The organism is Flavobacterium ginsengiterrae (genome assembly GCF_039539785.1).
Classification (GTDB): Bacteria; Bacteroidota; Bacteroidia; order Flavobacteriales; family Flavobacteriaceae; genus Flavobacterium; species Flavobacterium ginsengiterrae.
Window position 1 is genome coordinate 1,390,190 of record NZ_BAABDU010000003.1, and the last position, 14,831, is coordinate 1,405,020.

Consider the following 14,831-nt stretch of genomic DNA (forward strand, 5'->3'; position numbering starts at 1 on the left):
TTTAATTTACTGCGGTTTGAATTTTATCTAATTTTAGATTTAAATGCACTCGGTAAAATTGATTATCCTGGTTAATAGTTAGTTCATGCGCGTTTGGGTAAAGCAGATCAAGTCGGTTTTGAATATTTACCAATCCAATTCCTGAATTTTCAGGATCCTTTACATAATTTTCAATTGTATTTTCAATCCAGAAATCAAGATCGTTTTCAGAAATGAAAATTTTAATTCTTACATGAGCCGCGCCTTTGTAGTCGGTTCCATATTTAAAAGCATTTTCAACAAATGAAATTAAGAGCAAAGGTTCTATGAATTTATTTTTAGTATCTCCGTGTACGTTTATAAAAATGTCTTCGATATTGTTGAGACGGAGTTTTTGTAAATCAATATAATTCTGGATATAATTAATTTCTTTTTCTAAAGCCACCGTTTTATTATCTGTTTCATACAGCATATAGCGCATGAGTTCAGACAATGTCACGATGGCATCAGGGACCAAATCAGATTTCTTGTGCGCAAGAGAATAAATACTGTTTAGGGAATTAAATAAAAAATGCGGATTGGTCTGTTTGCGCAGATATATTAATTCTGTATTCGTTCTGTGGGTTTCGGCTATTAATTTATTCTGCTGATTATTGTAGAACTCTGTTAAGGTTCTAATAATAGCGCTTATCGTCAGGATTAAAATGTAAAAAAATGAAGGGCCTATTTTAAAAAAAAGCGGCTGTCTCATTTCGACTCTCATAACTCTCCCGTTTGGAATAAAATGAGGATCTCTGGGAATCATTCTTGCCGGAACTACATTGTCTGGTCTTAAATGTCTGAATTCCGGAATAAAATAATTTATTCTTATCGCCATAAAAATGACAATAATCGTAAAGGCAAATAGAAAATACTGCCAGTATTTTTTTTGCAAAAGCAAGGCAGGCACCAAGTAAAAATAGTTCAAATAAAACAAGATAATGCCGCTTGTCCATTGTACATAAAAGTCATTATTGATCCTAAAAGGACTTTCGTAAAACTGAATTAAAGAAGTCAGGATAAAGAAAAGCCAAATCATAAAATGGAACAATATTTTATTTGAGTTCGTGTTCTTGATGGTATCTATTTTCATTTATAATTTTATTTTTAATAAAATTAATTCATTTTCGGTTACCGTTGGAGATAAGTTTTGATTGAGCTTTTTAACAACCAGTCGGGCTGTTTTTAAAGCATCTTCTTGTGTCGAAAAGCTTTTATTTTCGTTTACAGCAGGGATTATCGATTGTCTAATGATAATTTTATCTTGATATGAAATAGAATATCCCCAGCCTGAATTTGTTTTAAATGTTTCGGTTTTTAATACTTCTTTTTTTGCACAAGATGCAATTGTAAAAAGAAGAAGAAAGAGTAATACATTCTTCCGGATTTTACTCCAGAAGAATGGTTTAAGAGTATTAATTGTCATCGTCACTTTGTTCATCTTGCGGTCTAAATTCCCAAACGTCATCAAAGTAAGTTGAACCCACTCTTCCCAGTAAGTAAAAACCGCGATTGTTAATGGCAAATCCTACAGCATCTGATCTGGTAGCGCCTTCCATTGCTGTTCTTTCTGTCCAAAGGTCTGTAGAAGGATTATATTCCCAAGCAGTTTTTATGTTTTCACCGCCCACAATATAACCTAATCCGTTCATAGAAAAAGCAGAAGCATTTGATCTTGTAATGGCATAATCATCATTCCAGGAATAATCATCATCTGTATCTTTATCTATGTCTCTTTTTCTGGTCCAGGTATTTGCAGCTGGGTCAAATTCCCAAAAATCTTCCTTATAAACACCATTGTTTACTCCAGTTGCTAAATAAGCTTTATCTGAGATTACAAATACAGCGGCGTTACGTCTTTTGTTACCTCCAAAACCATTTACCAGAGTCCATGTATTAGAAGCGTCATCATATTGATAAAAATCTTTCAGATAATTTCCGTCATAACCCGTTCCAAAGAAAGCTTTTCCGGCAGCCTGAAAACCTACAGCACCGTAACGAGCTGTTCCTTCAAAATCAGCTTTTTGAGTCCATGAATTGTTTGACGGATCATATTGGTAAAAGTCTTTTAATCTGTTAGTTCCGTCATAACCAAGACCAAGATATCCTTTTTCATTTAAAGCAAATGCTGATGCAGAGCTTCTACCCACGCCTGTAAAATTGGCTTTTTGTTCCCAATAATCACCATTAGAATTATAAGCCCATAAATCTTTTAAATATTCATCTCCGGTATAACCTGTTGCCACATACGCAAAATCTCCAATTACAAAACTTGTCGCACTAGATCTCGCAGGGCCGTCAAAAGCTGATTTTTTAATCCAGTTTCCTACCAAATCATCATCGTCATTATCGTTGCTGCAGCTTACAAAAAACAGGCTCGAAAGCAGGGTTGCGAATAATATTCCTTTTTTTAAATTATTCATAGTGTTTAAATTTATTTATTGTTTGTATTTGATCCCAATTCCTAAAACATAACCATTGCCAATATTATAATCATGAATGGTATGATCTTTACTGTCGGTTAATTTGTATTTTTTGTCAAAATCATATCCGGCTTTAAAATTTAAAAACCAGTTTTTTTCGACATTTCTTTCATACTCAAATGAGGTTGTCATTTGCGAAAGTGATGCTTTTGCAACATTATTATTGGTATTATTCTGAACATCTAAATTGTAAAAGCTTCCGTTAAAACTATTGTTTAAGCTGAACTTGTTTCGGATATTATTTGAATATGAAATTTTTGAATCTGGAAAACCAATGAGCAGATTCGCATTTTCGTTTATGTTATAATGTAATGAGACTAAAGGCAGAAATTTAGGATTTCCAAAAACGGTACTTCTGGCGGCTCCAATACTAACAACGGTTTTAGAATTTAGCTGCCGGCTGATTTCAAGACTTCCTAAAAGCGACACATCTGAAAAATCTAAATTATGCTGAAAATTAGCTGTTGGTGTAAGCGAAAAATTCACTTTTGATACCTTAAAAATTTCATACGAAAACTCAAATTTATTCTGAATCTGGCGTAACTGATCGATGCTTTTAAAGGTATCTTTATCATAACTTAAATTCAGATTTGTGTACTGCAGTGTGTTTTTTATACTGCTTTTTTGATTTATTGTTTTGCTGAAAAACACACCTGCATTTGTTTCATTAAAATCAACCTTATCGGTTGGTTCAGTTTTTAAATCCACATTAAAAGAAAACTTTTCCTGAGCTTTCACATTCAATAGAGACATTAAAAAAACGGAACAAATTATAAACCTTATTTTCATTACTTATTTATTGGCTCAAAAGTAGTTTGGTGAAGGTTTTAAAAAAAAGAAGATATATGTATGAAGCTTTTTGATAGACTAAATCCCGTTTTTTAAGGTCGAATCTAATATTTGAACCACTTTGTGTATTGTAGATGTTTTATTGTCATTTATAGTCTAAATATGCGCGACTGTATATGTTATAGTGAAGTGCAGAATAGTGCCTTTTATATTTGCCCAAAAAATTGATTATGGGCAAGTTTTTATTAATGCTGCTTTTTGCATTTACTATTTTTTCATGCGGTACAGATACTGATGCCGGAGAGTTTGTTGTTGGGGCTGATTATCTTTCTCTCAATAATAAAGTAGTAATGGTTGATACTGTTACTGTAGAAATGTCTACCATAAATTTCGATTCGCTTGTAACCTCCAGTCAAAGCCGAATTTTAATTGGAAATTATGATGATCCTGTTTTTGGGAAAGTAAAATCGAACAGTTATTTCCAGCTTTCAGGAAGTTCTTATACTTTAAATAATTCAGGATCAGATACAGAATCGGTTAATTTTGTTTTCGATTCTATTTCGATGATTTTAAAATATGATAACTATTATTATGGCGATACAACGCAGGTTCAAAAATTTGATATTCATCGTTTAACTCAAAAGGTTAAACCCAATATAGATGATAAAAGCTTTTATAATAATTCTAGTCTGACTTACAGTGACGAGGTTCTAGGAACAATTTCATATAAACCCAGACCAAACGAAAAAGATTCTATTAATATTAGAATGAGCGATGTTTTTGGGGAAGATATTTTTCAAAAAATTAAAAAAAGAGAAATCACAGGTCTGGACAATTTTACTGAATATTTAAAAGGGCTGGTTTTGGTGCCGTCAGGAACAAATTCATCAAGTGCGATAGGTTTTAATGTTTCAACAAGTAAAGTCCGGTTGTATTATTCTAAATATCAGGCAGACAATGACGATGCTTCGTTTATTTTGGATTTTACGATTGCAGATATTTCGAAACAATTTAATGCTGTTTCGCTGGATAAAACAGGAACCATAATTCAGAATCTGCCTATTTCGAGTCAAAGACTTTCGAGTTCGCTTACCGGCAACCAGGGTTTTATTCAGTCTGGAACCGGAGTGGCCTGCAGGATTGATTTTCCAAACATAAAACAGTTTAAATACATTTCTAATAACGGTGCTATTGTCGATGCACAATTATTTCTCAAGCCGGTTAATAATTCTTATTCTACTAAATATCCATTAGCTGATTCCTTACGCGTTTACGTGGGAGATAATTTAAACAGAATCAGCAGTACTCTGCTTAATTCTGCCGGATCTTCTGTTTATGGAATTTTAAATAAGAAAAGCGACGAATTCAATGAAAATATTGGATACACAATTCCGTTAGGAAATTTTCTTCAAAAAGAAATGCTAAAAACATCAGACTCAAGATCAGCATTGATCTTAACCCTGCCGGGAATTTCTAAATCAGTCAACAGACTTGTTTTAGGAGATCAAAAGCATTCGCAAAATAAAATTCAAATTAAGGTTTATTACATCTCATATTAAATGAAAAATAGAATAGTTTTTTTAAGCTGCTTCATTTTAATGTCGCTTACTTCATTTTCTCAAAGTATATCAAGTTCACCATATTCGTTATATGGTGTGGGCAGTTTGTACGATTCTGATTTTGGTTCCATTCCTTCAATTGGATCTTCGGGCATTGCTTTGCCGTCTAGTAGTTTTATCAATAACCTCAATCCGGCTTCATTAGGATCTATGCCGTTGAATCATTTTATGCTGGATGTTGGGGGAAAGGCAATTGCAACAACATATCAAAATAGTTCCAGAAGTGAAAAACGTAATAATTTCCAGTTTTCGCATCTTGCCTTTGCGTTTCCCATTACAAAAAGATCTGGATTTAGCGTTGCATTACGTCCGTATTCAAGCGCATCCTATAAAATTTCTAATTTAAAACTGCCTATTACAGATAGTAATGAATCTTATTATTTAACGGCTGGCGGTACCGGCGGATTGAATAATTTTGATTTTTCATACGGATATCGCATAACTGAAAAATTATCAGTTGGGGCTTCTGCTTCTTTGCTGTTTGGAAATGTTGTTGACGATAGAACGTTTTTAATTTTAAACTCGGTTACAAACATTCATAAAAAAACAGATTATAATGGTTTGAGGGCAACTATAGGAACGCAGTATAAAATTGATTCAACATTTACGATTGGAGCAACGGTTAAGCTGCCATCGCAAATTAGAAGTTCAAAAATACAATCAGTTGAAACTATTGCGGATGATGTTTACAGTTCTATAGAATCAGATATTGCTTCAGATACTGATGACTATTACCTGCCTTTAGAAATAGGAGTGGGGATTAGTAAAAAATTTAAGAATGTTGTAAATGCCACATTAGACTATCACAAAAGTTTGTGGAAAGATACGCGACAGTCTGATTTATATGGTGAATTTGTAAATCAGGACAGATTTGCTTTTGGTCTTACTTATTTTAATGAAAAAAGAAATTTCAGGAAGTATTGGGATAGGGTGCAGTATTCTGCCGGCGCTAATTTTGATACCGGCTATCTCGAAGTTGACGGCAAAAGGATAAATGATGCATCGATTTCTATTGGAATCAGACTGCCAATTGAAAACACCTTTTCGGCTGTAAATATTTCCTATTCTTACGGCCAAAAAGGAAGAATATCAAATGATTTAATCAAAGAAAACTATCATAAATTGTCTCTTAATTTATCTTTAGACGGAATTTGGTTTGTGAAAAGAAAATTTGAATAAACTTAAAAATCTTTTTCGATTACCGGATATTTGTCTTCTAAAATAGATTTTAGTACTGCCGGATTTGAATTTACATAAAATACAGGATCATTATTATCTACAGCATCTGTAAATCCAACTTTTTCACGTAAAATATTTTGAGTCTGTCTTGCTACTGCTTCTCCGGAATCTATAATTTGTATATGTTCGGGAAGTATTTTTTTTATCTGCGGAATCAAATAAGGATAATGACTACAGCCCAAAACAAGGTAGTCGATATTAGCATCAATCATAGGCTGTAAATAGGTTTCAAGCAATTGAGTCATTTCTGGCGAATTTAAGTTGCCATCTTCAATTAATTGTACTAATCCATGCCCAACCTGCTCAATGATTGTTGTATGCTGGAACATCTCGGCAGTTTTATTAAACAACTCGCTGTTTAGTGTTCCTTTTGTAGCAAGAATTCCAATAACCTGAGTTTTCGAATTATTAGCAGCCGGCTTTATGGCCGGTTCGATTCCAATAAACGGAATATCATAATCATTACGGAGTTCTCTAATGGCATTTGTCGTGGCAGTATTGCAGGCGACAACTATGAGTTTGCAATTATTCTCTAATAAAAATTCGACATTTTTTTTGCTCAGCGCAACAATCTCTTCTTTGGTTTTTTGGCCGTAAGGAGCATTTTTGCTGTCTGCTAAATAAATGGTTTTTTCGTTCGGAAGTAACTCGTGAATGGCACTCCAAATGGAGGTTCCTCCAATTCCAGAGTCAAAAACGCCTATAGGATTATTGTTTGTCATACTACAAAATTAATATTTTTTACTTTCTCTGCAATTTGGTTTTTTTAAATAAAAAGATATTTTATTGTAAATAAAATACTATATTTATACTTCACCCAAAAAACAATAACATTATGAAAATTATCGAAAAACTGTCATCTGAAAAGCTGACAAAAGAAGAGCTTAAAAAAATTAATGGAGGAAATGCTCCTGAGTGCTATGGTATAGCTTGTATTGTTGGATTTGAAGATAGAAAACCTATTTGGGAATGTTTTCCATCAGGAACTAAATGTCCTCCAAGAACTTAATACACTTTTAGTATTGAAGAAAATGAGTCTGGTATCAGGCTCATTTTTTTTTGAATTTAATATATTTTCATAATAAAAACGGCTCAAACTTTTTTAAGCTTGAGCCGTTTTTTATGTAATTAAGGTTTTTATTAGAAACCTAAATCTTTTTTTACATCAGCAGTAATGTTTGGACCATCAGCTAATAATAAAGTAGAACCATCTAAGATGTATTGGAAACCTTTAGCTTTTCCAATTTTTTGGATAGAAGCTTTTACTTTTTCCATTAATGGTTTTACGATATCAGTTTCTTTTTGTTGTAGTTCTTTTTGTGCATTGTCTCTGTAATCAACAATTCTTTTTTGCATATCTTGAACTTCTTTAGAACGGTCACCGTTTACAGCTTCTGTAACTGTAGCAGCTTCAGCTTCGTACTTTTTGATTTTAGTTTGGTATTCGTCAACCATTTTTTTGTATTCAGCATCATATGTCCCACTTAATTTTTGCAGTTGATTTTGAGCATCAAGCATCGCAGGCATTTTCGACATAATCTCGCTAACATCAACATGGGCAACCTTCGCCTGTGCGTTCATTGTGTTACTTGCTCCTAAAACTAGTATTGCAGCAATTAGTAAAGTTTTGATTTGTTTCATCATTTTTAAAATATTAATTAATTATTGGTCGTATTTGTTTTTTGTGTTTCGGCTTCTTTTGCTTTTTTAGCCGCTTCTCGTTCTTCGAGTATTTTTTTTCTTCTTTCTTCTAATTCTTTTTTACGCTGTTCGTAAAGTTTTTGTCTTTCTTCTGCTTTACTTGCTGCCGTTTCTGCCGGCGCAGTAGTTGTTTCAGATGTTGATGCCGGTTTTGCCGTTGCATCTGTTTTTACCGCTTCTGTTGTTTTTGCCGCTTCGGTTGTTGTTTTAGCAGTTTCAGAAACCGTGCCATTTTTCTTCGCTTCTCTTTCTGCCTGTATAGCTTTTCTTCTATCGTCGTATTCTTTCTTCTTAGCTTCCTGTTCCAGTCTTCTGTCTTCAATTAGTTTTTCCCTTGCCGCTTTTCTATCGTCTAATACTTTTTGACGATCTGCCATTGCAGGATTTTCATCAATTTCATTTTCGCGATTTTCTTTGGCTTCCTGCTCTTTCAATTGTTTTTTAGACAATTGTTCTCTTTTGTCAGTTCGGTTTAAAATACGAATCACCTGATCGCTTATGTCAAATCGCTTATTACTGAAAAGCATTGTTAAGTCTGATGATTTGTCAAAAATAAAATCATAATTTTTAGCTTCGGCAATATCCTGAACAGCAGTAAAAACCTGATCCTGGATTGGTTTTGCCAAAGCAGCTTTTTGACGCATTAAGTTACCATCGGCTCCAAATTGCTTTTGCTGATAATCCATCATTTCAGTTTCCTGAAATTTGATTTCAGTTTCTCTTTCTTCGATTAATTCTTTTGTCAATAAAGCTTTTTCAGTTTTAAGACTTTCTTTGAGAGAATTTATATTTAATTTTTTGGCTTCAATTTCTTGTTTCCACTTTTGGGCTTTTAACTCCAATTGCGATTTTGCTTCTTTATAATCAGAAACATTTTCCAGAATATACTCCATATCAATGTAACCAATTCTAGTTGTCTTGCCTTGTGCCTGACTTGTATTAGCTACAATCAAGGCTAAAAATATAAATAAAAATTGTTTTCTCATAACATTACTTTATTTGTCGATTTTTAACCAAACGTATTATTTCTAAAATTGTTGTCCAATGATAAAGTGTGTTTCCCAACCATTAGCTTTATTTGTTGTTGATCCCGGAAGAGCATCAAATCCATAACCAAAATCAATACCTAATAATCCAAATGCTGGCATGAATACACGTAAACCTGCACCTGCAGAACGATTCAGATCAAACGGGTTGTAATCTCTGAATGTTGGATATGATGAACCTGCTTCTAAAAACGTTAATGCATAAATAGATGCTGACGCTTTTAATGTAATTGGATAACGTAATTCCATAGAGAATTTATTATAAATTGTTGCTCCAATCTGCTGTCCATATCTTGAACTATTTCTGTCTTCAATAATTGGTGTAAGCGAGTTGTTAGGATAACCTCTTAACTGTATCGTTTCTCTACCATCCATAGAATACTGCGCCATTCCGTCTCCTCCTAAGTAAAAACGCTCAAATGGAACAACTCCTCTTGATTGATCATACGCTCCCAAGAAACCAAATTCAGTTAAAGTTCTTAAAACTAATTTACCGTAAATCTTAGTATACCAGTCTGCTTTAAATTTAACTTTATAATATTCTAACCAGTTGTATTTCTTTTGATCGACTTTTCCAACATCTGTATCTGCACTCTTAAAATCAGATCCAACGCTTACAACTCCAGACTGGCCATTTACTGTTTCGGATTTTGTATAATCACCCGGATTTATTGCCTGTCCATCTATACCTGTTGTTGTAGTAGTTCCTGTATACTGAGTTTTATATTCTTTTTGGTTTTCTAAATCTCCATAATTAATATTATTGAATAAAGAATATGGAGGAGTTACTTTTGCAGAAATACTGAATTCAGAACCGTAAGTTGGGAAAATTGGATTTACCCCTTTGTTGCTTCTTGAAAGTCCAATAGTGTAAGCTAAGTTTCTTGACGCTCCATTACCAAATGTAAATAATCCAGTAAAGTAATTATTTAAATCATAATGCTGGTAACTTACAGATTGCGAAAGTACGAAATAATCATCAGGAACTGTAAGACGTTTCGCTAAACCAACTTGTACAGTAAAAATATTAAAACTTTGGCTTCTGTTAACATCTCTTGATGCATAATTGTAATTGAACTGTTTACTATATGAAATAGATGAACTGAACTGTACTGGTTTTTTTCCTCCAAACCAAGGCTCAGAGAACGATAAACTGTACGTTTGGAAATATGTACTTCCTTGTAAACGCAGTGCTACTTTTTGACCATCTCCCATTGGAAGCGGTTTGTATGCATCCTTGTCAAATAATTTTCTTGCAGAGAAGTTGTTGAATGATAAACCTAAGGTTCCAATGAAACCACCACCGCCATAACCTCCTTGAAGCTCAACCTGGCTAGATCCTTTTTCTACTAATTGATATTCGATGTCAACTGTTCCGGCAGCAGGGTCAACATTTCTGAATTCTGGTTTAATAGATTCAGGGTCGAAAAATCCTAACTGTCCAATTTCACGAATTGTTCTTACTAATTCTTCTTTACTGTATTTGTTTCCTGGTTTGGTTCTTAATTCACGATAAATTACGTGGTCATTTGTTTTATCGTTACCAGTAACATATATTTTGTTGAAATATGCAATTGGACCTTCAGTAATTCTAATCTCAAAGTCAATTGTATCATTTACCGTTTTTACCTCTACAGCATTAATTTTAGAGAATAAATAACCGTTGTTTTGGTATAAGTTTGTAATGTCTTCTCCGTCTGGTTTTGTGTTATCAGCAATTCTTTTTTCTAATAAAACACCATTATATGTTTCACCTTTTTTAATACCTAAATAACGGTTTAACTGCTGATCTGAGTAAACAGTATTACCTAAGAATTTAATGTTTCCGAAATAGTATTTGTTACCTTCTTCTACATCAATTTTAATGGCAAGCATATTTTTCTTCTTGTTGTAAGTAACAGAATCGTAAATTATACGAGCATCACGGTAACCTTTTTCTTTATAGGCCGAAATAACCTTTTCTAAATCGGTTTTATATTTTTCAGGGATAAATTTTGAAGCTTTAAAAACACGTAGTACATTTTTTTGTTTAGTGTCTTTCATGGCCGCTCTTAACTTGCTGTCGGTAAGTTGTTTGTTTCCGGTAAAATCAATACTGCTGATTTTAACTTTGTCGCCTTTGTCAACCCTTACAAGCATGTTTACATGATTTCCTGCAGTAGTATCAGGAGTGGTTGTAATAACAACTTTTGTGTTATAAAAACCATCTTTTTTGTATTTGTTTTCGATGTAATTTTTAGTTGTCGTGATTAAGTTTTCGTTGACAATTTTATTTTTGGTTAAATTATTGTCTTTAATTAATCCTTCGACTTTACTTTTCTTAACGCCTGTTATTTTAACATCATTTAATTTAGGAAGTTCGATAATATTTAAGTCTAAATAAATACTATCGTTTTCTACCTTATTAATATAAAAAGCAATCTCGTCAAAAAGACCAAGTTTACCTAACTTTTTAATTGCGCCTGTAATTTCTTCACCTGGTACGGTAATTTCCTGACCTTTTTGAAGTCCTGAAAACGTTACTACGGTTTGCTCATTGAAGCTTATTTTACCAACAACAGAAACTTTAGCCAGAATATATTTTTTTCCTTGATCAAAAGGAACTCTTTCTTGAGCTTTAACTTGTGAAAAACTACCCAATAATAAAAGGGTACAGATTATTTGTGGTATTCTTTTTTGTAACACTAAAAACTTATTTAATTTGTTCACTGGTTTTTCCAAATCTACGTTCTCTTTTTTGATAACTAATAATAGCCTCATATAAATCTTGATCTTTAAAGTCTGGCCACAAGACATTAGTAAAATACAATTCGGCGTAGGCAATCTGCCACAGCAGGAAATTACTTATTCTATGTTCTCCACTTGTTCGTATTAATAAATCTACGTCAGGTAAATTTTGCGTGTAAAGATGCTCATTTATAATTGAATCGTCAATAGTGTCTATTGAAATTATATTATTTTTAACTTTATCGCTAATTGCTCTAACGGCGTTTACCAATTCCTCTCTGGAACCGTAACTTAAAGCAAGTGTTAGGGTTAGTCTTGTATTATTTTTAGTTTTGTCAATAACATCTAAAAGCTCTTTTTGTGCAGATTTTGGTAATTTCTCAAGATTTCCAATTGCATTAAGTCTGATATTATTTTCCTGAAGCGTAACCAGTTCTTTTTTTAAAGAATTGATTAATATTTTCATTAATGCCTCAACTTCCAATTTTGGACGATTCCAGTTTTCTGTAGAAAAAGCATATAAGGTTAAGTACTCGATACCAAGTTTGGCACAAGTTGTAATTGTTTTTTTTACAGATTTCGTACCGTTTTCATGGCCAAAAGCTCTTAAAAAGCCTTGTTGTTTGGCCCAGCGTCCGTTTCCGTCCATGATAATGGCCAGATGTTTTGGTAAGTTTGTTTGATCTATTGAGTCTAGTAAATTCATTTTATTATTCTGCGCAGTAGCAAGGTTTTTGTCCAAAGGTATACGTTAAAGTAATACCTGAAAAAACATACCAGTCATTATTATTTAAATTTCCAAATTTTAGAATATTAGGATTGCTGGTGTTTGGATTACTTCCGTCGATATTATCTGTAAAAGTATATCGTGCGCCAACTTCAGCTCCTAATACAAAGTGTGGTGTTATGTTTGATTTTATGCCTAATGTTATAGGTATAGCAAATGAGTTTGAATTAATACTTCTTATATCATTTGGGTTTGTTGTATATCTGTATAAACCATCATACAGAAAAAAACTTAAACCTGAATATATATAAGGAGTAACTTTTGTATGATAATCATGGAGATTAAAATCGAAGAAATTAAATTCTAAACCTGCAGAAAATTCTTTTACATTGTTTTTAAAACGATATCCTCTTCTGTTTCTCCCTGTTTCATCAGAATCAAAGTCGTTTGCTGCAACTGTAGATTGAGTATAAGAAAAACGATAAGAGTGTCTAGGGCTTTTATTCCATTTGTATAAAACACCAAGAGCTATTTTATCAGGGTTAATGTAAGTTGTACTTCCTACATCACCAACAAAGTTACTTCCACCTATAAAAACACCAAGCTCATTGATTTGAGCGTGCAGTGTAATAAAAGGGAATAAACATAACAATAAATTAAAAATTTTCTTCATTTAATTCAGAATTGCGTGCAAATATAATAATTATCGATACGAATCAACGTTCCTTTAGTTAAATGTGCTTTTTTTTCAATTTACGTTATGATTTTGAGACATTTAATGATGATTCACTACATGCAGAACGAGAAAATATAGTATTATCGTATAGTTATAATAAGAAAAGAGTTTAATTTCTCTTGTCTTCTCCCCAGAGTAATTTGTTTCTTAATGTTTTTAAGAAAGTTTCGCCTGGGATTTCAACCATTTTTATTTTATAATCGGTTTTCTTGATTTTCAGAACTGATTCATTTTTTACTGAAGAAATTCTTGAATCCAGCGAAACTAAATACTGGTCTTCTCGGCCTGTTACGCGAAGTGTAATTTCGGTATCGTCTGGAATTACAAGTGGTCTGGCGGTTAAATTATGCGGAGCAATTGGCGTGATTACTAAACTTTTTACATCCGGCGTTAAAATAGGTCCGCCGCAACTTAATGAGTAGCCGGTAGAGCCTGTTGGTGTTGAAATAATTAAGCCGTCTGCCCAATACGAATTTAGATATTCGTTATTTAAATACGTTTCTACAGTAATCATCGAAGTGGTGTCTTTACGGCTCACTGTAACTTCATTCATTGCAAAATTAAGTTCTTCAAAAGCTTCATTATAAGGTTCGCAGCTTAGTCCGAGCAAAGTTCTTTCTGAAGTGGAATAATTTTGATCTATAACATATTGTAGTAAACTTTCAATGTTTTCCTTTTGCACTTTTGCCAGAAAACCTAATCGGCCGGCATTTATTCCCAAAAGGGGAACTCCTGAATTACGAACAAAAGCAGCAGCTCTTAAAATAGTTCCGTCGCCACCGATACTTATCAGCATTTCAAAACTATTATCTAAGGCAGTACTTGGAGAAAAAGTTTTATACTCTTTTTTTACAAGTTCTTTTTCGTAAAGCATATTAAGGAAATTTTCTTCGATTACCATTTCCACATTATTGGAGTTGAAAAAGGAGAAAATGTCTTTTATAATAGGTTCAGTACTGTTTTGATAATATTGTCCGTAAATGGCTATTTTCATTGTAATTAGATAATTGTCAATTAGATGATTAGAGAAATGAGAAAATTATCTAATTAACTAATTTCTCTCATTGGCAAATTAATAATTTATATGTTGAGATATTTGTCTAAGTAATCAGAACGTTCTTTTAAACTGTTAATATAATTGTCTTCCTGATGTTCTGAAATAATTTCATAACCATATCTTCTGTAAGTCTGAATGATTTCATTAATTGGACCTATACCTATTTTTACAGTAATCTGAACATTTTCTACATCGGCTTCAGAAATAAAACAGCCTAAAATTTTACCATTATTGCTTTCTACAATCTGTGTTACTTCGCTCATAGAGTAATCTAAAAGACCTTTTTGAACAATAATAATGCCTCCTTGTTCTTTTAAAAATGGAGTTTCCTGAAAAAACTTCATAATATCTTCTATCTCATAATAGCCGATATAATTATTGTTTTCATCAAGAATAGGAAGAAGGTTAGTGTGGTTTTTTGCGAAAATTTCAAGAACATCCAGCCAAATCATTGATTTTCGGGCGAAAAAACGTTCTAAAGTATATTTATAGTCGATTGCTTTTTTATCTATGTCAAAGGTTTCGACATCATCAGAAGAGATGCTTCCAATAAAGATCCCATCTTCTAAAACCGGGAAATGAGAAAAATTTACATCGATAAAAAAGTCCTGAACCGAGGCTATCGTTTCCTGACTATCAATCGCTCTGAAATCGTTTGTGATATAGTTTGTAATTTCTGTCATAAATCA

Annotated in this window: 15 protein-coding genes; 3 read left to right on the forward strand and 12 right to left on the reverse strand. The window is 32.8% G+C overall.

Going from position 1 to position 14,831, the window contains the following annotated elements; translation table 11 throughout:
* Position 1: 1 nt before the first annotated feature.
* Genes ABD859_RS08890 through ABD859_RS08905 form a run of 4 tightly spaced genes read right to left on the reverse strand, consistent with a single transcriptional unit; the run spans position 2 to position 3,290 of the window.
* Positions 2-1,111, reverse strand: coding sequence for a sensor histidine kinase (locus ABD859_RS08890; protein ID WP_345143102.1), 1,110 nt, complete (start codon positions 1,109-1,111; stop codon positions 2-4).
* Complete coding sequence (locus ABD859_RS08895; protein WP_345143105.1) at positions 1,112-1,444, reverse strand: DUF4907 domain-containing protein; 333 nt, start codon at positions 1,442-1,444, stop codon at positions 1,112-1,114. It lies immediately after the preceding gene.
* Positions 1,434-2,441, reverse strand: coding sequence for a Kelch repeat-containing protein (locus tag ABD859_RS08900; protein WP_345143108.1), 1,008 nt, complete (start codon positions 2,439-2,441; stop codon positions 1,434-1,436). The genes ABD859_RS08895 and ABD859_RS08900 overlap by 11 nt, the downstream gene beginning before the upstream one ends.
* Before the next feature lie 15 nt (positions 2,442-2,456).
* Positions 2,457-3,290, reverse strand: a complete 834-nt coding sequence (locus ABD859_RS08905) for a DUF6268 family outer membrane beta-barrel protein (protein WP_345143111.1) — start codon at positions 3,288-3,290, stop codon at positions 2,457-2,459.
* 230 nt (positions 3,291-3,520) lie between these two features.
* Here ABD859_RS08905 and ABD859_RS08910 point away from each other — a divergent pair, with 230 nt between their 5' ends.
* Together ABD859_RS08910 and bamG are read left to right on the forward strand one after the other, a co-directional pair.
* Positions 3,521-4,849 carry a DUF4270 family protein gene (locus ABD859_RS08910; protein WP_345143114.1) on the forward strand — a complete coding sequence of 443 codons (1,329 nt, stop codon included), beginning with the start codon at positions 3,521-3,523 and terminating at the stop codon, positions 4,847-4,849.
* Positions 4,850-6,088 carry a BamG family beta-barrel-assembly machinery protein gene (gene bamG / locus ABD859_RS08915; protein WP_345143117.1) on the forward strand — a complete coding sequence of 413 codons (1,239 nt, stop codon included), beginning with the start codon at positions 4,850-4,852 and terminating at the stop codon, positions 6,086-6,088.
* A gap of 2 nt (positions 6,089-6,090) precedes the next feature.
* On the opposite strand, the gene murI is transcribed toward bamG, so the two are convergent.
* Positions 6,091-6,870, reverse strand: coding sequence for a glutamate racemase (gene murI, locus ABD859_RS08920; RefSeq protein WP_345143120.1), 780 nt, complete (start codon positions 6,868-6,870; stop codon positions 6,091-6,093).
* Positions 6,871-6,983: 113 nt separating this feature from the next.
* Here murI and ABD859_RS08925 point away from each other — a divergent pair, with 113 nt between their 5' ends.
* Positions 6,984-7,157: a class IIb bacteriocin, lactobin A/cerein 7B family gene (locus ABD859_RS08925; protein WP_345143123.1), complete on the forward strand. Its 174-nt coding sequence runs from the start codon at positions 6,984-6,986 to the stop codon at positions 7,155-7,157.
* Between the two features lie 131 nt (positions 7,158-7,288).
* Here the strand turns inward: ABD859_RS08925 and ABD859_RS08930 are convergent, their stop codons facing one another.
* The 7 genes from ABD859_RS08930 to ABD859_RS08960 form a co-directional block, all read right to left on the reverse strand.
* Entirely contained in the window at positions 7,289-7,792 is a 504-nt protein-coding gene (locus tag ABD859_RS08930; RefSeq protein ID WP_345143126.1) for an OmpH/Skp family outer membrane protein, read from the reverse strand.
* 14 nt (positions 7,793-7,806) lie between these two features.
* The gene (locus tag ABD859_RS08935) at positions 7,807-8,835 is read right to left on the reverse strand and encodes an OmpH family outer membrane protein (RefSeq protein WP_345143128.1); all 1,029 of its coding nucleotides are present in this window, start codon (positions 8,833-8,835) and stop codon (positions 7,807-7,809) included.
* A 42-nt stretch (positions 8,836-8,877) separates the two neighbouring features.
* Positions 8,878-11,655 carry a BamA/OMP85 family outer membrane protein gene (locus ABD859_RS08940; RefSeq protein WP_345143131.1) on the reverse strand — a complete coding sequence of 926 codons (2,778 nt, stop codon included), beginning with the start codon at positions 11,653-11,655 and terminating at the stop codon, positions 8,878-8,880.
* Entirely contained in the window at positions 11,588-12,328 is a 741-nt protein-coding gene (uppS, locus tag ABD859_RS08945) for an undecaprenyl pyrophosphate synthase (protein WP_345143133.1), read from the reverse strand. The genes ABD859_RS08940 and uppS overlap by 68 nt, the downstream gene beginning before the upstream one ends.
* A 4-nt stretch (positions 12,329-12,332) precedes the next feature.
* Positions 12,333-13,022, reverse strand: a complete 690-nt coding sequence (gene porG, locus ABD859_RS08950; protein WP_345143136.1) for a type IX secretion system protein PorG — start codon at positions 13,020-13,022, stop codon at positions 12,333-12,335.
* 172 nt (positions 13,023-13,194) lie between these two features.
* Positions 13,195-14,079 carry an NAD kinase gene (locus tag ABD859_RS08955; protein ID WP_345143139.1) on the reverse strand — a complete coding sequence of 295 codons (885 nt, stop codon included), beginning with the start codon at positions 14,077-14,079 and terminating at the stop codon, positions 13,195-13,197.
* An 86-nt stretch (positions 14,080-14,165) separates the two neighbouring features.
* On the reverse strand, positions 14,166-14,825 hold the full coding sequence (locus ABD859_RS08960; RefSeq protein ID WP_345143141.1) for a CBS domain-containing protein: 660 nt from the start codon (positions 14,823-14,825) through the stop codon (positions 14,166-14,168).
* Positions 14,826-14,831 lie beyond the last annotated feature (6 nt).